Raw genomic sequence first — 19,766 nt, forward strand, 5'->3', positions numbered from 1 at the left:
TTTTTTAATTTTTAAACAAGAAATAAACAGATGATTAACAAGCAGAAGGCCACAACAAAGAATGAAAGATAAAATCCAACACTTCCGTTTTGTAAAGCTTTTGCCGGAGCAGATAATCCTTTAGCAATTAAAGCAAACCCGAATACCACTCCTGTTATTATACTTTCTACAACATTCTTAAAGAAATTAGCCATAGCATATATAGGCTTTATGAATATTGCATTATATATCTCATCAATATAATATTTGTTGTAAAGTACTTTCGCAAAACCGGTGATCTTCTCATCTTCTTCTGGCACTGTCGATTTAGTCATATATTTATAATATGCCAAACTCATACCAATAAGGGCAATAAGAGTTGAAACTCCCATAAAGACCATTTGTTCTGTAGAGAAACCATGTGCTTCGGCAGCACCCGAACCCGAGAATATAGGAGATAAATAATTATTCAACCAACTATATCCAAAAGGTAAGCTAATCAAACCTCCCACAGTAGCCAACACTCCTAATACGATAAGAGGTATAGTCATAGAAGAAGGCGATTCATGTAAATGTTTCTTTTGTTCCGCAGTACCTCTGAATTCTTTAAAGAATGTAAGATACAATACTCTGAACATATAGAAAGCTGTTAGTAAAGATGCCAACATAGCAACTACCCAAAGAATAGGGCTATTTTGGAATGCAACTAACATTATTTCGTCTTTCGAGAAGAAACCTGCAAATGGAGGAATCCCCGAAATAGATAATGTAGAAACTAGGAATGTTATATAAGTGATAGACATTACACCTTTCAAGCCACCCATCTTTCTCATATCCTGCTCGCCACCCATTGCATGGATAACCGAACCCGATCCTAAGAATAAACAAGCTTTAAAGAAAGCATGTGTTATTACGTGGAACACAGCAATCTGATAAGCTCCAAGTCCCAAAGCTAAGAACATAAGTCCGAGTTGAGATACAGTAGAGTATGCCAGTACTTTCTTAATATCTGTCTGAACAATTCCTATCGAAGCAGCAAACAATGCAGTTACAGCACCAATGATCGCTATGAAGTATTGAATATCAGGAGTAAGATCGAATAAGAAGTTCAATCGGGTAATCATGAATATACCCGCTGTTACCATCGTTGCAGCGTGTATCAATGCCGATACTGGTGTTGGACCTGCCATAGCATCGGGCAACCATGTATATAATGGTATCTGAGCACTTTTACCCATTGCTCCAATAAACAAGCAAAATGCTGCTACACCTAATAATGCCGAAGTTTCGGGAGTGGTAGTTGTAGAAAGTGCTAGTTTTAAAGTTGCAAAATCGACTGTTTTAAACAGATATGCTAAAGTGAAAACTCCGGTTAAAAAACCTAAGTCCCCAATCCTATTCATTATAAATGCCTTTTTAGCGGCATCATTAAATTGTTGATTTTTATACCAGAAGCCAATCAATAGATATGAACATAATCCTACGCCTTCCCATCCGATAAACATCACCAATAGATTGTTTGCTGTTACAAGCACAATCATAAAGAAGATAAACAGATTGAGATATGAGAAAAAACGATCTACGTTTTCATCATCATGCATGTACCCTATCGAATAGATATGTATCAATGCTCCAATACCTGTTACAACCAGTAACCATAGTAGCGAAAGCTGATCGAGAACAAAAGCAAGGTTCACCGAAAATTCGCCGAAAGCTACCCATTCAAAAAGATGAACTTCGATTGCCTGTCCGGTCGAAAGTATCTGTATAAAATAAAAGAGTGAGATTATAAAACTACCCGTTACTGCTGCTGTAGCAATAATTCCGGGTAACGATCGCCCAATCTTTTTACCTACACTCAGATTGATTAAGAAACCAACCAGAGGAAAAATCAAAAGTAATAATACTAACCCTGTTTCCATTCAAAATTACCCTTTCAAGTTTTTTAATTTATCGATATCAATTGAACCGATATTTCTATAGATTGAGACTAATATAGCCAATCCTACTGCGACTTCGGCCGCTGCTACTGCCATTGCAAAGATGACAAATACCTGTCCGCTCACATCTTGATGATAAACCGAAAATACGGCTAACAACAAATTTGCGGCTGCAAGCATCAATTCAACCGACATCAGCATAACTATTGTACTGCGTCGATACAAAATACCAAGTACACCCACACAAAACAATAATGTAGAAAGGTAGATGTAATTGTTAATACCAACTTGTTCTAATATATCCAGCATATCTTAAGCTTTTTTCTCTCTTTTTGAAATCAATACAGCTCCAATCATTGCAGTAATTAGCAAAATGGAAGCAAATTCGAATGGTACCATATATTCGTCAAGTAATACTTGTCCTATAACCTCTACCGACTGAAAATCTATATTTTCGGTCTTATAAGATTCCATTACAATATTAGCTTTAAGGAATACTGCTAGCACAACAATTGCTGTTAAGCATACCGATACTGCAGCAGCAATACGACTCGCCACTTTTTTCTTCGGTTCGTGCTGATCACTCAAATTCATAAGCATCAATGTAAACAGCAATAATATCATAATAGCACCTGTGTATACTATAATATGTACTACTGATAAAAATTGTGCATTAAGCATCAAAAAATGACCTGCAATCGAGAAAAAACAGACAACCATATAAACTGCACTATGTATAGGATTTTTGGCTAAAACAGTCAAAATTCCAGTACCTAGAGTAATTGTTGCCAGAATATAAAAAATTATCGTTATCATTTTATTTATATTAAGGTCGCAGACCTAATTTATTTCTTTATTAAGCGTCTATTCTAAATCCGTCGAACTTTCTTGCTTTTGCATCTTCAATAGAAATAACAAGTTTGTCCTTTCCGTAGATAAAACTTTGTCTTGTAACATCTGGTTTTACGTGTTTTTGAGACTTTGTCAAATAGATGGCTTCTTTGGGACAAGCTTCTTCACACAATCCGCAGAAAATACAGCGCAACATATTGATTTCATATATAGCTGCATATTTTTCTTCGCGATACAAATGCATTTCATCTTTTGTACGTTCGGCAGCTTTCATTGTAATAGCTTCTGCAGGACACGAAAGAGCGCATAATCCACAAGCAGTACAACGTTCACGACCTTCTTCGTCTCTCATCAATACATGTTGTCCTCTATAAACAGGACTGTATTCACGTTTTTGTTCGGGATACTGAACAGTTACTTTTCTTGAGAAAAAGTGCTTTATGGTAATCATCATCCCTTTAATTATCGCTATAAAATATAGACGCTCCCAGAAGGTCATCTCTTTATTAGAGACAGCCGTCTTTCTTCCCGATAATGATATATTTTCTATTGCCATAGCAAATAATTGTTTTTAGTAAGCTCTCAGAGCTTTTTATTACTTTGTAAGTATAATAAAATAAGCACTTATGATTTTTAATATCACATTAAATACTTTTGTTTACTTATCACAGATAGACCGATGATCTTATTTAAAAATAAGAATTAGAATACCGTTCAACAAAATATTGAATAATGCCAAAGGGAATAACATTTTCCATCCCAGACGCATCAATTGGTCATATCTGAAACGAGGAATAGTCCATCGTACCCACATATAAAAGAATATGAAGAATGATATTTTACCCAATAGCGTAAAGACTGCTAATGTATTTGCAATATTTCCACCCCAATTCTCAGTAACCCATTCCATACCCGGATAATTATATCCTCCAAAGAATAGAATCGAAATCAATGCCGAAGAGAAAAACATACTTACATATTCTGAGAACATATAGAATCCCATCTTCATAGAAGAGAACTCTGTATGGTGACCATTTACCAATTCCGACTCACATTCAGCTAAATCGAAAGGTGTACGATTACACTCCGCAAATGAACAGATCAGAAATATAAATAAAGTTAGCGGTTGATAAAAAGCATTCCAACCAAAGCCGGCTTGTTGTTCTGTTATTTCACGCAGACTAAATGTTCCTGTCATCATCACCAGAGCGATCAACGATAATCCCATAGCAACTTCGTACGATACCATTTGAGCACCTGCACGAATACCTCCCATCAAAGAATATTTATTGTTAGAAGCCCATGCTCCAATTACTATTCCATAAATAGCAGTAGACATTACAGCTACTACATACAGTAGAGCTATATTTATATCTGCAACCTGAGGTATATATTCTACTCCTGCAATTACAAACTTATTAGCCCAAGGTATAACTGCACTCCCCAGAAGAGAAACAATCATAGCCATTGCTGGTCCGACTGTAAATAATATTTTATTGGGAGTGTTAGGCATAAACTCCTCTTTCGAGAAAAGTTTAGCTCCATCAGCTAAAGGTTGTAAAATTCCGAATATACCTGCACGGTTAGGTCCGTAACGGTCTTGGATAAATCCGGCAACTTTACGCTCAGCCAAAGTCGAATACAATGCAAAAAACATTGTTACGGCAAAGACTATGATAATAAGAATAAGCTTCTCTAATATAAATGAAATTTCCATATTCTTGTAAGTACTTTCAAGTATTTAATAGGTCGGTGACCTTTATTCTTCTTTTACTTCTTTTATTGCTTCCAACTCTACCTCGTCATAAGGAACTGCAGGCATACTGATTTTTTTCTCATCCTGCTCTCTTCCTTCAAGAATCAGCTCATCAGCATCTATATGTACTTTTTTCAAAGGACGAATATAGTTATTGATATTAAGGACAGATGGTTTCTCGAATTTACGTGGTCCTTCAATTACCCAATCTTCGGCATTTTTATGATGGAAACGACAATCGTTACAGATAAACTCGTCAACTTCATGATAAACATCTTTACGACCTGTTACACGTTGTACTTTATCTCCAAACATCCAAAGGGTTACTTTACCCGAACATGTAGGACAATCGCGATGTGCATTGTAAGGTTTATTGAACCATACACGAGATTCGAAACGGAATGTTTTATCTGTTAATGCTCCAACAGGACATACATCAATCATATTTCCTGAGAAATCATTATCAATAGCCTTAGATATATAAGTTGATATCTGAGCATGATCGCCACGTCCAACAACACCATGTACACGTTCGGGTGTAAGTTGATCAGCCAATTTCACACAGCGATAACACAATACACAACGATTCATATGTAGTTGAATGTATGGACCAATATCTTCGGGCTCAAACGTTCTTCTTTGTTCTTTGTAGCGAGTCTTAAAGTTCTTGTTCCCATAAGCCAGATTCTGCAAATCACACTCACCTGCCTGATCACACACAGGGCAATCTAAAGGGTGATTGATCAACAAAAATTCGGTAACAGCCTTACGGGCATCCAAAGCTTTGGGTGATGTAGCACTTTTCACCTCCATTCCATCTTGAACTGCTGTAACGCACGATGGTTGAAGTTTTGGCATAGGGCGAGGGTCTCTTTCGCTACCCTTACTTATCTCTACCAGACAACAACGGCATTTTCCACCACAATCTTTCAGTTTAGAATAGTAACACATGGTAGGAGGCACACTAGGTCCGCCAATAGCACGTGCTGCTTCCAACACTGTAGTACCGGCTTCTACTTCTATTGTATGTCCATCTATTGTAACTTTCATAGGTACTTATAATGAGAGTAAATGTCTAACCTTTTCCATAGGTTCATTTACAAAGTGATTTCTATTTTTAATTCTTTCAGGGAAACGTACGTGATATTCAAATTCTTCACGGAAATGGCGAATTGCAGCAGCCACAGGCCATGCAGCAGCATCACCAAGCGGACAAATAGTATTTCCTTCTATCTTGCTTTGAATATCCCATAAAAGATCAATGTCTTCTTGACGTCCATGACCATTTTCGATACGTTCTAAGATTTTTTCCATCCATCCTGTACCTTCACGACATGGTGAACATTGTCCACAACTTTCGTGATGGTAGAATCGTGAAAAATTCCAAGTATTACGCACTACACAAGCAGAATCGTTATATACGATAAATCCTCCCGATCCCATAGATGATCCGGTAGTGAAACCACCATCGGCCAGAGATTCGTAAGTCATCAAACGATCTTCACCGTTCGCAGTCTTAAATATATAGTTTGCAGGAAGAATTGGTACAGAAGAACCTCCAGGAATAAACGCCTTTAAAGGACGGTCATCAATCATACCACCAAGGTATTGATCGGAGTTCATAAATTCATCTACAGTCATACCCATTTCAATTTCATACACTCCCGGATTTTTGATATGTCCCGAAGCCGAAATCAATTTAGTTCCTGTTGATTTACCTAATCCTATTTTAGCGTATTCCTCACCACTGTTATTTACAATCCACGATACAGCCGAAATCGACTCTACGTTATTCACAACAGTTGGCTCAGACCATAATCCGCTTACAGCAGGAAATGGAGGCTTGATACGAGGATTACCTCTCTTACCTTCTAATGATTCGATAAGTGCAGTTTCTTCTCCGCAAATATATGCTCCTGCTCCACAGTGTACATATAAATCGAGATTGTAACCTGTACCCAATATATTTTTACCCAACCATCCATTGGCATAGGCTTCTTTTATAGCTTTCTCAAGGATCTTAAACACCCACATATATTCTCCACGAATGTAGATATAAGACAGGTTTGCTTCTAAAGCGAAACTGGATATAATAGCCCCTTCGATCAACAAGTGAGGAATATGTTCCATAAGGAAACGATCCTTAAAAGTTCCAGGCTCAGACTCATCGGCATTTACTACCAAGTGACGGGGCTTACCCGATTTTTTATCGATAAAGCTCCATTTAAGTCCCATAGGGAATCCTGCTCCACCACGACCTCTAATGCCCGAAGTTTTTACTTGTTCTACGATTTCATCAGGAGTCATTGTTTTAATAGCTTTCTCAACAGCTCTATAACCTCCGTTTTTGCGATAAACTTCGTAATCCTTTATTCCGGGAATATCTATGTTCTCTAATAATATCTTTCTAGCCATCGCAAATCAATCTAGTTTTATTTTACCTTGTTTACAGTCTTCAACTAATGCATCAAACTTTTCTTCGGTTAAATGCTCGTGATAAAAATCACCTAATTGAAGCATAGGACCGTAACCACAAGCACCCAAACACTCAGTTCCTACAACACTAAACATTCCATCTTCGGTAGTTCCACCCTCTTTTATGCCTAACTTGTTGCAAGCATAATCGAGCATATCTTCACCACCGCGAATACTGCAACATGATGTACGACAAAATTCGAATGTATATTTACCTCTAGGGTGTTGATTGAACATGGTATAAAATGTAACCACCTCATACACCTCAATAGGATGAACCTCTAGTATCTCGGCAACCTTATTCATTAAAGGAACACTCAACCAATTGTCATGAGCATCTTGTACTGCATGAAGCACTGGCAACATTGCAGATTTTTTCTTTCCTTCGGGATAATGACCGATAAACTCATTAATACGAGCCATCAGTTCTTCCGTTATATTTATTTCTTGATTGTATTCTCTTTTTTCCATTATGCGTCTAATTCTCCGGCAATAACATTTATACTTGACAATGTAGCTACCGCATCCGAAAACATTCCACCTTTAATCATCTCTGCAAATGCCTGGTAATATATAAAACATGGTCTGCGGAAATGCAAACGATATGGAGTACGCGATCCATCAGTAATCAGATACATTCCAAGTTCGCCATTAGCACCTTCTACAGCATGATATACTTCTGCCACAGGAACAGGTATTTCGCCCATCACAATTTTAAAGTGATTAATCAAAGCTTCCATACTTGTATATACTTCTTCCTTAGGAGGAAGATAATAGTCGGGTACATCTGCATGATAGTCGCCTTCTGGAAGGTTATCTTTAGCTTGACGAATTATCTTCAAGCTTTCTTTTACTTCTGCACAACGTACACAGAAACGATCGTAAGTATCTCCCGATTGACCAACCGGTACTATAAAATCGAAATCTTCATACGAACTATATGGTTTTGCTACACGTACATCATAATCTATACCGGTTGCTCTCAAGTTTGGACCTGTAAAGCCATAATTCATGGCTTTTTCTGCAGAAATAGATCCCACATTTACTGTACGATCCATGAATATTCTGTTTCGCAGGTAAGCTCTTTCGAGTTCGTCCCAAGCCTTTGGAAAGCCTTCTAGAAATTCATCTAATTTTCGCCATGCAGCTTCACTCCAGTCTCTTTCGAAACCTCCAATACGTCCCATGTTGGTAGTTAAACGACCTCCACAAATCTCTTCATAGATTTCGTAAACCAATTCACGGTATTTCATTACATAAAGGAAAGGAGAATACGCACCTAAATCGACACCTAAAATACCATTACAGATAAGGTGGTCGGTAATACGTGCCAATTCCATGACAATAACGCGCATATATTGTGCACGCTTAGGAACTTCTACACCCAAAGCTTTCTCTACTGTCATCCACCAACACATATTGTTGATTGGCGCAGAACAATAGTTCATACGGTCGGTCAACGGAGTAATCTGATAGAATGCTCTGTTTTCCGCTATTTTTTCAAAAGCTCTGTGTATATAACCTACAGTAGTATCGGCATCCAGAATACGCTCCCCATCCATAAGTAGTATATTTTGAAATACACCATGTGTAGAAGGATGCGTAGGTCCGAAGTTTAGAACCGACAACTCACGACCATCTTCGGGAGTATGATCTCTTAAGATTTTCGCAAAGCGATGTTCGGGGTGTAATAATAGGTCTGACATTTCAGTCTTTCTGTCTTTAGCTTATACAATTTCTACTGCCATATCATTTAACTATAACATTCTTTAGCTATGGCACTAACCAAAGAAACGAGAAGGTCAGAGACCTTATTTAGGTTGATAGTTATTCGTTGTTCGACCAAAGAAGCGGTCGTCTTTATCGCTACGTCCTGAATCTTCTAATGGATATTCTTTACGCATCGGGAATGATGTCATTCCGTCATCATTCAAAATTCGCTTCAAGTTTGGATGTCCGATAAACTTAACACCATAAAAATCGTAAGTCTCTCTCTCCATCCAATTGGCTGCTGCAAAAATATCGGTCATTGTATCAACCTCTACTTTATTACCATTCAAGAAAGTTTTCACTCTTACTCTTACATTGTCAACCCAATTATGCAATAGATATACAACTGCAAACTGAGCCTCAATGTCATTATCCGGATAATGTACAGCACATAGGTCTGTCATGAAGTTAAAGCTTAAAGCCTTATCTTCTTTCATAAAACGGATTACATTCTTGATTACAGCAGGAGTAGCTTCAAAAGTCAGAATGTCTTGTTCCATTCTAAAATTTAAAACTTCAGTTCCAAACGCTTCGGTTATTCTGTTTTGAATATCAATAGTTTCCAATGACATTATATATTTTATAAAAGGTCAGAGACCTTATTCTATTTTATATGATTCTAAAAGCTCTTTATATACTTCCGATCCACGGCGATGTATAGATTCGCTTTTTACTATTTCTTGCAATTCCATTAAACCATCCAAAATTTGCTCCGGACGAGGAGGGCAACCCGGTACATAAACATCCACAGGTATAATTTTATCAATTCCCTGCAACACTGAATATGTATCGAAAATACCACCCGAAGAAGCACACGCACCTACAGCAATAACCCACTTAGGCTCTGCCATTTGTTCGTATACATTACGCAAAATGGGACCCATCTTTTTAGAAATAGTTCCCATCACTAACAACATATCGGCTTGACGTGGAGAGAAGCTATTACGCTCGGCTCCGAAACGTCCCATATCATAGGTTGACGCCATAGTTGCCATAAATTCGATACCACAGCATGATGTAGCAAAAGGCAAAGGCCACATAGAGTTAGCCCTAGCCAAACCAATTACATAATCAAACTTGGTAGCGAAGAAACCATTCCCCGTATATCCTTCGGGTGCAGGCACTATATTTAATTTAGTTGATTCACTCATGATTCATGTTTTAAGCACAGAAAAATAATTTTGCTATATTATCAATCTATAACAAGTTTCAGTTTACAATACTTAAGGTCTCAGACCTATTTATTATTTATTCAGTATAATAACAAGCAATTGTTATTACTTTTGAAAAACTTTCAGTTACTTATTAGTAAAAAGATCTATGATCTTACTTCTCCCACTCTAAAGCTTTTCTCTTCACAATATAAAGATAGCCTACCAATAGAAGAGAGATAAATCCTCCCATCTTTAACAAGCCACTAATACCTATTGTTTTGAAATTAATTGCCCAAGGGTACATAAAAATGATTTCGATATCGAAAAGCACGAAAAGAATGGCCACTAAGAAGTATTTGACCGCAAAAGGAGTTCGCGCATCGCCTATCGATTCAATTCCACATTCGAAATTTTGATTCTTTTTAGACGATCGGTGCTTAGGACCTAGATAGTTTGATATAAATATTGTTGCGAACACAAATACAACTGAAAATGCCACTTGCATCAGGATCGGCACAAAATCATATAGATTCGATTGCATAATTAGTTTTTTAGGATCTGAAAATGACAGATAGATACATTTCTCCTACAAATATAAACCTTTTCCTTTCAATTGTCATCTATTAGCTCATATATTTTATCAATATAACACACACTGGCACACACACAAACCAAAAAAGAATCATTTTGTCAAGCCCACCTTACAAATTACTCAATTAACTTTTTAAAGATAGATTTTCACACTATTTTATAAGTAATAAATGTTATCTATTCTCTGAAAAACCGACTCAAAAAGAGTAAAATTTCACAAGAAAAAGTCTTTTCTAAAGCTTTTCTAATAACTCTTCTCTTTTTACTTTAGGAGCAACAACTTCGAAAATAGCAATACAAATAAACACTGCAACCACGATACTATTTATTATCAATATACTCATAAAAAAGCTTACAGGAATTAATAGAAGCAACACTAAAATAGCAATAGAATGAGAGATGGATATTGAGTGACACGTTATCCACTTAAAGACCATATTTGCCAACAAATAAAGGATAGGACCAAAAATCAGCACATACAACGAAGTATAGGTTACTGTTGCAGATGGTTCACTACCAACTAACTCATCGCCCACCGCACAAATAATAATAGCACCTACTAATATTACATGTACAGCATGATATTTAAGAGCTAAAAGTCCGGGATTGGAAGAGTGTTGTATCTTATGAGTCGCAGCTTCGCTACTGACATCAAAATATATCCACCACATAGCCAAACTACCTATAAAAGAGACAAGAGCAGCTACAATTCTCTCAACGCTCCAAACCTCTACTTCACTAAGTGAAGCACCTGTCATTAAGATAGTTTCACCAAAAGCGATAATAACAAATAATTGACATCGCTCAGTTAAATGGTGACCATCTATAGTCCACTCCTTACCAGAATCGGAACGCCCGAGAAAAGGCAAGTAAAAGCCAAACATGGGAGAAAGATAATCGGATAGTACTGCCATTGCCCACAATAAGATACGGAAATACCCTTCATTGAATCCACCTAAAATCCAAAGGAATCCGGATATACAAGACCAACCCAATATTCTTTTAAAATTAGAAGTAAGGTGATGACTATTTCCAAGTAAAGATAAAATAACCAAAGTCCTCCCAACCTGAATGGCTGCATAACAAATAGCAAAAATAAGTCCCCTATCTCCAAATGCTTTGGGTAATGAAGCAGCCATCATTAAACTGACAAGCATAACCCCAAACAACAGTAACCTAATGGGACGTGTATCTGGATTAAACCAATTGGTGACCCATGTAGTATGCTGCCAAACCAACCAGACTCCGAACCAGAGAATAGTAGTTTCGACAACTCCCTCAAAGTTGAGATGATGCAATAAATAATGTGAGAGCTGAGTTACAGCAAACACATAAATTAAATCGAACAGAAGCTCCGAATATGAAACAGAAGCATTATGTTCGCCTCGTTTACGCAGCAATTGATGTGATTTACGCTCTTCCATAAGAGTAAATTGTACGGGGTTTTCAGATCTTGTAATTAATTGAATCGTTACATCTAAAAACTATAATTGTATAAGTTATAGTATTGTAGCAAAATTTACTGCAACTAACGTTATTATATAGAACGAATAAGCCTTTTATTTGTTCTATATAATAAAAAACAAGAGATTGCCATTTTGAAGGTAACCTCTAAACTTAAACAAGAAGAGCAACTAGATTGGCTACTCTTCTTGTTTATAAATATTTTCTACTATTCCTTGCCCTAATTATAGCTAACAGTTAAACCATCTCTTAGCAAACAATAAAACGATCTAGAGTTTAATCCTCATGATCAATATATTTAGCTAATCCTCCATGAGAGGTCTCCTTATATAAACTAGGTAAATCGTGTCCTGTCTCTTTCATTGTACGAACCACCTTATCAAAGCTAACCATATGTTTTCCATCCGAAAGCATAGCATAAGAACACGAATCTAATGCTCTAACGGCTGCAAAAGCATTACGCTCTATACAAGGAACCTGAACTAAGCCTCCTATCGGATCACAAGTTAAACCTAAGTGATGCTCAAGCCCCATTTCGGCAGCATATTCGATCTGAGCAGTAGATCCTCCGAAAAGTTGAGCTCCGGCAGCGGCAGCCATTGCGCAAGCTACACCTATCTCTCCTTGACATCCCACTTCTGCTCCCGATACGGATGCATTGTTTTTAACTATTGCTCCTATCAAGCCAGCAGTAATTAGTGCACGTATAATTTTTTTATCACTGAAATCGTGATGACTTGTATGCAAATGATATAAAACAGCAGGTAAAACGCCACACGATCCACAGGTTGGAGCTGTAACCACTTCCCCACCCGATGCATTTGTTTCGGACATAGCCAATGCATAAGCAAATAACTGAGCTCTACTTTTCATAGACCCTTGATAACCTTTCGATTTCACATAGTACATCGACGCTTTTCGCTGCAATCCCAAACCTCCGGGAAGTACACCTTCTTCATCCAGTCCTTTAATGACAGCAGCCTTCATTACCTCCCAAACATGGCTCATATAATCGAAAATCTCAGGACCTTCGACATCCAATACATATTCCCAGAAAGTTTTACCTGTTTTCTGACACCAACTCAGAACCTGAGTCATTGTGGTCATAGTATATAATGGTTTCCTTTGTATTTTGGTATCTTCATCTGCTAAATCTCCACCTCCTATACTATATATTATCCAACTATCGAGTGTTTCCTTGTTCTCTGATAGAGCATGCAAAATCATTCCATTAGGATGAAATGGTAATTCTATTTCCGGCTTCCATATAATTTCCACATTCTTTGGAGTAAGCATTGCTTCAATAGCCACATCTGTCATATGACCTTTACCCGTAGCAGCTAAACTGCCATATAATTCGACCTGAAACGAGTGGGCATCGGGATTCCTTTCATTGAAAATCTTAGCTGCATTACCAGGTCCCATGGTGTGACTGCTTGATGGACCAAATCCTATTTTGAAAATACTTTTTACCGATTCCATAAATACTTTACTTTGTCAACAAAATTAGGCATAAGATTGTCTATTTGCAATAGACAACACATCTTATACAGTATAATTAAGATTATTGATTTACAAAAAGAAAGAATAATATAAAATTTCGCTTTCTTTTATTCCTCTTTTTTATGATCAACGATTATTGTTCCGGCAAACTTTTCCATTTCCTCAAAATCATCTGGATAAAGAACCATACAGAAACAAATGTTAGGCATATATTTCCCCAAACGAACTCCATTATGTGTTCGTCCATAAACTGATATGTTTCATAGAGACCTTTATTTTTATAGGCCACACTTGTATATGAGTACTGATCGTGACCGAATATATAGATAGCCATGAAAATGAGTGCAGGCACGGCAGGTATAAACCAAATAAGGTGATTTATAAATATATCCGATTTTCCTTTCGCTTTTCTACCTACATTTTTTCTTATGACCGAAACTATTTCAACTGAGAAAATTACCAGCATCACAAAAATATAAAACAGAGGTCCTACTACACCAGAATCCATAGGTGATGAAACAGCCAGAGATAATATCCCATTGACAAACAAAATCAAACCCATAGATATCGCAGCTATAAGCCACGCCTTGCCACTACTTGCTCTGAAGGAGAAGACAAACAGAGAAATAGATAAAGCCATACAAATAGCAACCATACATAATGCCATTGCTTCATCTTTATCAACATAAGCATCCATTATCTTGTTATAAGCACCTTCCAGTTCACTATAAGACACATAATATCCGGTAGAGCTTTTCTCATTCGAGCCATAATAATAACTATATTCATACTTTGCTTCCTCCTCTTTATAATTATAAGGGGTTATCAAATTAAAATCGCCGACAGGATATTTAGCTGGATTATAAACCAACTCCATCCACTCGTCTTTTGTAAAATTCATTGATAAATTGTGCTTATTCTGCAAAGCAATAAAAGCATCCATCAATTTACTTATCTCCTCTTTGTTTTGTTCGATAAGCCATTTTTTGACTGTGTCGCTATTTCGAACAGTAAAATCACATTTACTGGAAAAATAAAATTGGTCAAGAGTATAATAATTCAATAAAGATAATTGAGCAAAATTCGGATAATCTTCATAAGATATATTTTGTGATTCGAAGTATTCAATACGATCTTCATAAGTCATCATTTCAATAGAGTCTGAATATTTAGTACCCATATTAGACTCATACTTCGGTGAATTTGACGGCAAATCGGTTGGATATTCCTGATAATAACTCGTTTTATCAGTCGGAATCAATATTTTTATCAAATTAAGGGTTTCTATAGCTTTAATCATTTCAGATTTACTGGCATATGACTTAACCTTAGAGATTGATCCTTGGTGATATGAAAAAGGGAAAGACACAAACCCCAGAATGATAACAAAAGTAAGTACCCATTCGAGATACAAGCCTCCGCTACTTCTCGGATAGAAGGATTTAAAAGCATTATTCTTCGAATAGAACACAAGCCAGATAATAAATAACAGTATAGATGTAAGTATAGCTCCCATATATGCTAGCGCTGCACCTGAAAAAGGATTACTATAAGTATATGAGAAATCTACCTTAGTTAATATGTATCCTCCAATAAAAAAGAAAATATTAATTATGAAAGCTCCCAACAAAGCGGGCACAATCTTTATATTCCAAAGAAGAGGATGGTTTAATAGTAAATATTGTTGAATTTTCTTTAACATTGTCGAAGTATTTAAATAAATAACATGGATAAAAAAGCGACGCTTCTAAATTATTTAAGAAAGAAAAAAGCGACGAGTTGAATTAGATATATTCCTGAAATAGTTCAACGGAATACGATTATCTACAACTATTTGTAGAAAACGTTCTTGCGAAATACTTTCGGGAAAGACTGCAATATAAGTACCCCCTTTAATTTGCAACGTCTCCAATTCAAGAGTAGCAAATACCTTTCTCAACTCTTCTTGCTGCCAGTCACTTTCAAATTCCACTATAAATTTAGCAACCTCTTTAAATTCGGCTGCACCTTCTTTTATATCTGCATTCTGAGGTTGTCCTTTTTTAAGAAAGATAACCCAATCAGAAGTTTTCTCTACTTCATATAATTGCTGAGAACTTAAGACTATTCCCAAAGGACGAAACGGAGATTTCGCAATATCCCTAAAATCATCCAACACTACTTGTTGTGCTAAAATATCAAGATTAGCAAGAGGCTCATCTATCAATAATAACTTCGGCTTGCGAAGTAGCATACGGGCCAATTCGAATCTCATTTTATAACCCGAAGATAAACTCTTCCAGTTCAAATGACGATAACCTCTTAACCCCATCCTAGCTATAACTAATTGAACTAAATGTTCATTTACTTCCCCTAGAATGCCATACGAGGCTGCCGTAAATTGTAAATTAGATAATAGAGATCCGTGCCAATCTTTGGTTCGCTGTGGTATATAAATGAGTTGAGACCGCAAGTCATATTCATCTCTATAATCAAACAGGTAACTGATCTTTCCATTTGTAGGAGCCAACTCTCCACACAAAGAACGAAGTAGCGTTGTCTTTCCATTTCCATTCTCTCCTACTAGTCCTATAATTTCGCCTTCCGATATATCAAGACTAATAGGTCCTAAAGCAAAATGGGATTGAGTATAAGCTTTTATCAGATTTTGAACAACAAGCAACTTCTCTCCTTGCTTACTCCCTTTCTTTTGCAGAAACGAAAAAAGATCATCGAGTAAGACTTTAAAGCGTTCTCTTATTTCAGCAATATTAGTTTGATTATGCTCTAACCAATCGAGTAGAAATACAGTCTTTTTGTAAAAAGACAATTCTTCGGTATCCAATGTTAAGTCAATCAGTTTTTTTAGAAGATTAGGGTAATCTTCGTATTCCAGCAGCTGAAATATATTTTTGTAATGCGTTTCTATTAAAGACATATTTTCTGTTATAGTGTGAATTAAAAACAAATACTAAGACTCATTTAACATTTTAGCAAGTATACTCTTTATAGCTTATTACAACTCTAGCATATAGAGTATGCCTATAATATTCTTTACTTAATAACAGCTAAGATAAATACTTTCTGTAAATAATAACGGATAAGCTACTTTTTTATGATTTATTGGGCTTTATAATGAATGAGGGTGCACGTATAGCCAGCTCTCATTTACATAGGTGTAAAACTTATAGCAGAAATTTAGTTATTCCAGCTCATCCATTTCTACAACATGATTATTTGTTTTCGATTTTCGACTAGATAAGTAAAACAAAAGGCGAACTGTATGATTAAGATTATATACATTTCCGGCAGCCGTTTGTTGAAAAATAGGAAAGTAACCCAAATCATATGCAATACCTTTCCCTAAGGAATGGCGAATGCCTAGAAATAAACGAATCTGATCTAAGGGATTATTTACGATCTGCTTACCAAATTGAAGTAGTATCTCGTTACTAAACATCAATTGGGGTACAGACAAATCCCTCGATATAGGTAAACGAAAAGTATAGAGATATCTTATACGTTCCGAAAATGTTCTGCCCGCAGTCTGATCTCCATCTACAATTTCGCGCCATCTTGACTCAGCTCTAAAACGCTGGCTAACATTAAACTTCCACAAAGTAGAGTTGACTACCAATTGTTGATCAAATCTATATTCAAGTGTAAAATTTTTATCTCTCAACTGAGGTCTATATAGCCACAGATTTCCATAAGCACCAGAAATAGAAACATTCTCGTTAAACCAATAGCCACCTCCTAAACGGGCAAAATAAAAACCTGGTTCTTTTAGAAAATCATCTCTACGAACTATAAAATCGGCAGTCACGCCCCAATTATCCGATAGACGATGCGTAGTAAGAAGCCCTATCCAAGAATGAACATTATGATTTATTTGTTTCGTAGGTGTATCATTTCCCTGAGCAAAACCAATCGTTAAACTCAAAAAGAAAAACAGTACAGAAAACAAGATTCTAAGTTTCATAAGAAAAATCTAGGCACCTTTATAATATATTTTCTATTGAGCACTACTCGTATATGCTATTTTTAGAACCAAGAGCTTTATGGATAGAGGCCCTCCATAATAATTTACTATTAAAGACCAGTGGAGACTAAAACTCTAAAAGGCTTACTTTTACAAATAAACCTATAGTGATTATACTTTAAAACAGGTTAATGGTAAATCATTCCGAATCATTCTTTCCCTTCAATTTTTGGAGTGTTTCCTCAATCATGGACATTCTTATTCGTATCTTATTTGCAGCAGCATCTAAGGTATATCCTTCATCTAAAAGTTCTTTAATCAGAAGCATTCGTTTGATATTTTCATAATTATATCTTCGGTTTTTACCTTCTTCTTCGGTCAGACTCTTTATGATACCCTTATCTTCCCAATACCGTATTTGTCGAGTAGGAATATTTGTAATTTGAGACACTTCCCCAATACCAACAATGAGTTTATCAAGAAACTCAAAATCAAATGCTAAATCATTGTTTTCTGCCATCATTGAAAATAGGTTACAATTTTTGACACAAATATAAAACATTAATCCTACATAGACAATTTCCCATTATCTACAATTACCATCGATACTATATAATGACTGATACTATTAAGTAATATCTATTTATAATTAGAACAGTTATGCTAACAACAGCTTTTGCTAATATTTACACTCAAAAGCACAAGAGACCAGAGTAAATATTTAATTAATAATAAAACACTTACTAAATTATATAAATTGAAATAAGATTGACTTTTCAAATACGACCTATTACAATTTTAAGAATAGATTCATAAATAGCGAGTACCTCTATAGAATAATTATTTGAATAAATGAGACTCATTTAAAAGATAGATGAATGTATTCTGTACAAAAATCACTATCTTTGTAGAAGATTTCTTGTAAGATCATTTTTTTATTTAATATTTATCATTCATACGCTATTTATAAAGTAAAAAAAGACATAAAAATCACAGAATAAACACTTATTCATTTTGGGGCTGACCGGTTTTGACAGCGAGATGAAGTGGTTTGTAAGCATGCAGTGCGTAGTCGGCTAGCACTATAATCTCAGACGTCAAAATTTTAACTGGCGAAAATAATTACGCTCTTGCTGCTTAATCGAAGTATAGTAGATATAGCTTAATCTCGGCACATGTGTTGAGACAAGACATCACCCGGAAGCTGTTGCTCCGAAGCATTTCGATACGGTGGTGTAGGTAAATCGGGGATAGGACAAGGGAATCTTCGGCTCTTGTTTGAAATTAAGAAGATAAGGTTTGAGTTGGTGGCTTTGGTCTTGCTCACTCCCGACAATCTAAGCAAAGATAAGCATGTAGAAAGCAAATTAATTCCTTGTTTGGACGAGGGTTCGAGTCCCTCCAGCTCCACTTATAATAGAGAATATTAATCAGCTAAAAAAACAAAGGACTAAAGTAAGGATCAAAACTTATTTTAGTCCTTTTACTATTTCACTGAATAATTCTGACTACATTATAAAATAGTGAGTAATAATATTTATAGAAAAAAGATACTTATATAGCAAATTATTTACATTTAACAAATTAGCAGCAATAATATTAGTAGTATATACCACTTCTATAAGTATGTTTCTTGTTCTTTCTCTACAACAAGCTATTCTCTAATCTAAAAAGCTTATTTCTATCTTCATCTCCTCGAAAACGAATAAACCTTATTAAATAAAATGCATACAAAAGTATTTATACAGATATGCAATATTCTGCACACCTCATCAACAAACAAAATAACAAAAATATCATATTATAATTTACCTCCTCAATAAATTCTCTTTAGCTGCGTATTCATTATTCCAAATTTATCTGCTACAAACTATAAATATTTAAATAAAAAGAAGAACACATTCCATAGTCTCTCATATAATTTTTTTATATCTAAAAAAGAGAAGATAATACTAGAATGTAAAAATATCAACTGAGAAAGGATATCTAATATCTTCTTAGATAAATGTATGAAAATCAGTCAAACATAGCCATCCGAGTATTATTAGAAAAATATTAGAAACTCCCCTTTGAATTCTAACGACTTTCTAATTGATTTTCTTCTTCTTTTTACTCACAATTTACCTACTTTTGGAATACAAATTTGTAGAATATATTATAAATAGATAAGCCAAAATAATCAATTTGGTAAACCCTATTAAAGCAATAAAAGGATTTTAATTTACATTAAAATAAAAAATTATGAAAAAAGTATTTATTTTTTTATGTTCGTTAACAACACTAAGTTTAGCTTCAAAAGCCGAAGCATGTACAAGAGTAGT

18 protein-coding genes and 1 other RNA gene are annotated in these 19,766 nt (G+C 35.6%); 1 reads left to right on the plus strand and 18 read right to left on the minus strand.

Going from position 1 to position 19,766, the window contains the following annotated elements; translation table 11 throughout:
• Positions 1-11: 11 nt before the first annotated feature.
• From nuoL to IR022_RS15515, 18 genes are all read right to left on the minus strand, one after another.
• Positions 12-1,901 (minus strand): NADH-quinone oxidoreductase subunit L, encoded by a 1,890-nt coding sequence (gene nuoL, locus IR022_RS15430; protein WP_194204398.1) that lies wholly within the window; start codon positions 1,899-1,901, stop codon positions 12-14.
• Between the two features lie 6 nt (positions 1,902-1,907).
• Entirely contained in the window at positions 1,908-2,228 is a 321-nt protein-coding gene (gene nuoK / locus IR022_RS15435; protein WP_050708623.1) for an NADH-quinone oxidoreductase subunit NuoK, read from the minus strand.
• Positions 2,229-2,231: 3 nt separating this feature from the next.
• Positions 2,232-2,735 (minus strand): NADH-quinone oxidoreductase subunit J, encoded by a 504-nt coding sequence (locus tag IR022_RS15440; protein WP_050708624.1) that lies wholly within the window; start codon positions 2,733-2,735, stop codon positions 2,232-2,234.
• 40 nt (positions 2,736-2,775) lie between these two features.
• Positions 2,776-3,327, minus strand: a complete 552-nt coding sequence (locus IR022_RS15445; protein WP_050708625.1) for a NuoI/complex I 23 kDa subunit family protein — start codon at positions 3,325-3,327, stop codon at positions 2,776-2,778.
• Positions 3,328-3,456: 129 nt separating this feature from the next.
• A complete protein-coding gene (nuoH, locus tag IR022_RS15450; protein WP_194204399.1) occupies positions 3,457-4,488 on the minus strand; it encodes an NADH-quinone oxidoreductase subunit NuoH in 1,032 nt (343 codons plus the stop codon).
• 42 nt (positions 4,489-4,530) lie between these two features.
• A complete protein-coding gene (locus IR022_RS15455) occupies positions 4,531-5,577 on the minus strand; it encodes a 2Fe-2S iron-sulfur cluster-binding protein (protein ID WP_050709574.1) in 1,047 nt (348 codons plus the stop codon).
• A 6-nt stretch (positions 5,578-5,583) separates the two neighbouring features.
• Positions 5,584-6,942 carry an NADH-quinone oxidoreductase subunit NuoF gene (gene nuoF / locus IR022_RS15460; protein WP_050709573.1) on the minus strand — a complete coding sequence of 453 codons (1,359 nt, stop codon included), beginning with the start codon at positions 6,940-6,942 and terminating at the stop codon, positions 5,584-5,586.
• Between the two features lie 6 nt (positions 6,943-6,948).
• Positions 6,949-7,473, minus strand: a complete 525-nt coding sequence (nuoE, locus tag IR022_RS15465) for a complex I 24 kDa subunit family protein (protein WP_194204400.1) — start codon at positions 7,471-7,473, stop codon at positions 6,949-6,951.
• Positions 7,473-8,708, minus strand: coding sequence for an NADH dehydrogenase (quinone) subunit D (nuoD, locus tag IR022_RS15470; RefSeq protein WP_050709571.1), 1,236 nt, complete (start codon positions 8,706-8,708; stop codon positions 7,473-7,475). The genes nuoE and nuoD overlap by 1 nt, the downstream gene beginning before the upstream one ends.
• A 105-nt stretch (positions 8,709-8,813) precedes the next feature.
• Entirely contained in the window at positions 8,814-9,344 is a 531-nt protein-coding gene (locus IR022_RS15475; protein ID WP_194204401.1) for an NADH-quinone oxidoreductase subunit C, read from the minus strand.
• A 27-nt stretch (positions 9,345-9,371) separates the two neighbouring features.
• Complete coding sequence (locus tag IR022_RS15480) at positions 9,372-9,923, minus strand: NADH-quinone oxidoreductase subunit B (protein ID WP_050709569.1); 552 nt, start codon at positions 9,921-9,923, stop codon at positions 9,372-9,374.
• A 175-nt stretch (positions 9,924-10,098) separates the two neighbouring features.
• A complete protein-coding gene (locus IR022_RS15485) occupies positions 10,099-10,467 on the minus strand; it encodes an NADH-quinone oxidoreductase subunit A (protein ID WP_050709568.1) in 369 nt (122 codons plus the stop codon).
• 283 nt (positions 10,468-10,750) lie between these two features.
• On the minus strand, positions 10,751-11,941 hold the full coding sequence (locus IR022_RS15490) for a low temperature requirement protein A (RefSeq protein ID WP_194204402.1): 1,191 nt from the start codon (positions 11,939-11,941) through the stop codon (positions 10,751-10,753).
• A 316-nt stretch (positions 11,942-12,257) separates the two neighbouring features.
• Entirely contained in the window at positions 12,258-13,463 is a 1,206-nt protein-coding gene (locus IR022_RS15495; RefSeq protein WP_194204403.1) for an L-serine ammonia-lyase, read from the minus strand.
• 154 nt (positions 13,464-13,617) lie between these two features.
• Positions 13,618-15,186, minus strand: coding sequence for a hypothetical protein (locus IR022_RS15500; RefSeq protein WP_194204404.1), 1,569 nt, complete (start codon positions 15,184-15,186; stop codon positions 13,618-13,620).
• 54 nt (positions 15,187-15,240) lie between these two features.
• The gene (locus IR022_RS15505; RefSeq protein ID WP_194204405.1) at positions 15,241-16,401 is read right to left on the minus strand and encodes an ATP-binding cassette domain-containing protein; all 1,161 of its coding nucleotides are present in this window, start codon (positions 16,399-16,401) and stop codon (positions 15,241-15,243) included.
• A 264-nt stretch (positions 16,402-16,665) separates the two neighbouring features.
• Positions 16,666-17,445, minus strand: a complete 780-nt coding sequence (locus IR022_RS15510) for a DUF2490 domain-containing protein (RefSeq protein WP_050711296.1) — start codon at positions 17,443-17,445, stop codon at positions 16,666-16,668.
• A 199-nt stretch (positions 17,446-17,644) separates the two neighbouring features.
• Positions 17,645-17,968: a MerR family transcriptional regulator gene (locus tag IR022_RS15515; protein ID WP_199330321.1), complete on the minus strand. Its 324-nt coding sequence runs from the start codon at positions 17,966-17,968 to the stop codon at positions 17,645-17,647.
• Between the two features lie 493 nt (positions 17,969-18,461).
• On the opposite strand from IR022_RS15515, the gene ssrA reads away from it, so the two are divergent.
• Positions 18,462-18,858, plus strand: a transfer-messenger RNA (tmRNA) gene (gene ssrA / locus IR022_RS15520).
• The last annotated feature ends 908 nt before the right edge of the window (positions 18,859-19,766 follow it).

The sequence above is a fragment of the Dysgonomonas sp. GY617 genome, from assembly GCF_015233815.1.
Classification (GTDB): Bacteria; Bacteroidota; Bacteroidia; order Bacteroidales; family Dysgonomonadaceae; genus Dysgonomonas_A.

Bases quoted from the DNA above. Each gene is read 5' to 3' on its own strand.
- nuoL (WP_194204398.1), bottom strand. From the start codon at position 1,901: ATGGAAACAGGGTTAGTATTATTACTTTTGATTTTTCCTCTGGTTGGT.
- nuoK (WP_050708623.1), bottom strand. From the start codon at position 2,228: ATGCTGGATATATTAGAACAAGTTGGTATTAACAATTACATCTACCTT.
- IR022_RS15440 (WP_050708624.1), bottom strand. From the start codon at position 2,735: ATGATAACGATAATTTTTTATATTCTGGCAACAATTACTCTAGGTACT.
- IR022_RS15445 (WP_050708625.1), bottom strand. From the start codon at position 3,327: ATGGCAATAGAAAATATATCATTATCGGGAAGAAAGACGGCTGTCTCT.
- nuoH (WP_194204399.1), bottom strand. From the start codon at position 4,488: ATGGAAATTTCATTTATATTAGAGAAGCTTATTCTTATTATCATAGTC.
- IR022_RS15455 (WP_050709574.1), bottom strand. From the start codon at position 5,577: ATGAAAGTTACAATAGATGGACATACAATAGAAGTAGAAGCCGGTACT.
- nuoF (WP_050709573.1), bottom strand. From the start codon at position 6,942: ATGGCTAGAAAGATATTATTAGAGAACATAGATATTCCCGGAATAAAG.
- nuoE (WP_194204400.1), bottom strand. From the start codon at position 7,473: ATGGAAAAAAGAGAATACAATCAAGAAATAAATATAACGGAAGAACTG.
- nuoD (WP_050709571.1), bottom strand. From the start codon at position 8,708: ATGTCAGACCTATTATTACACCCCGAACATCGCTTTGCGAAAATCTTA.
- IR022_RS15475 (WP_194204401.1), bottom strand. From the start codon at position 9,344: ATGTCATTGGAAACTATTGATATTCAAAACAGAATAACCGAAGCGTTT.
- IR022_RS15480 (WP_050709569.1), bottom strand. From the start codon at position 9,923: ATGAGTGAATCAACTAAATTAAATATAGTGCCTGCACCCGAAGGATAT.
- IR022_RS15485 (WP_050709568.1), bottom strand. From the start codon at position 10,467: ATGCAATCGAATCTATATGATTTTGTGCCGATCCTGATGCAAGTGGCA.
- IR022_RS15490 (WP_194204402.1), bottom strand. From the start codon at position 11,941: ATGGAAGAGCGTAAATCACATCAATTGCTGCGTAAACGAGGCGAACAT.
- IR022_RS15495 (WP_194204403.1), bottom strand. From the start codon at position 13,463: ATGGAATCGGTAAAAAGTATTTTCAAAATAGGATTTGGTCCATCAAGC.
- IR022_RS15500 (WP_194204404.1), bottom strand. From the start codon at position 15,186: ATGTTAAAGAAAATTCAACAATATTTACTATTAAACCATCCTCTTCTT.
- IR022_RS15505 (WP_194204405.1), bottom strand. From the start codon at position 16,401: ATGTCTTTAATAGAAACGCATTACAAAAATATATTTCAGCTGCTGGAA.
- IR022_RS15510 (WP_050711296.1), bottom strand. From the start codon at position 17,445: ATGAAACTTAGAATCTTGTTTTCTGTACTGTTTTTCTTTTTGAGTTTA.
- IR022_RS15515 (WP_199330321.1), bottom strand. From the start codon at position 17,968: ATGATGGCAGAAAACAATGATTTAGCATTTGATTTTGAGTTTCTTGAT.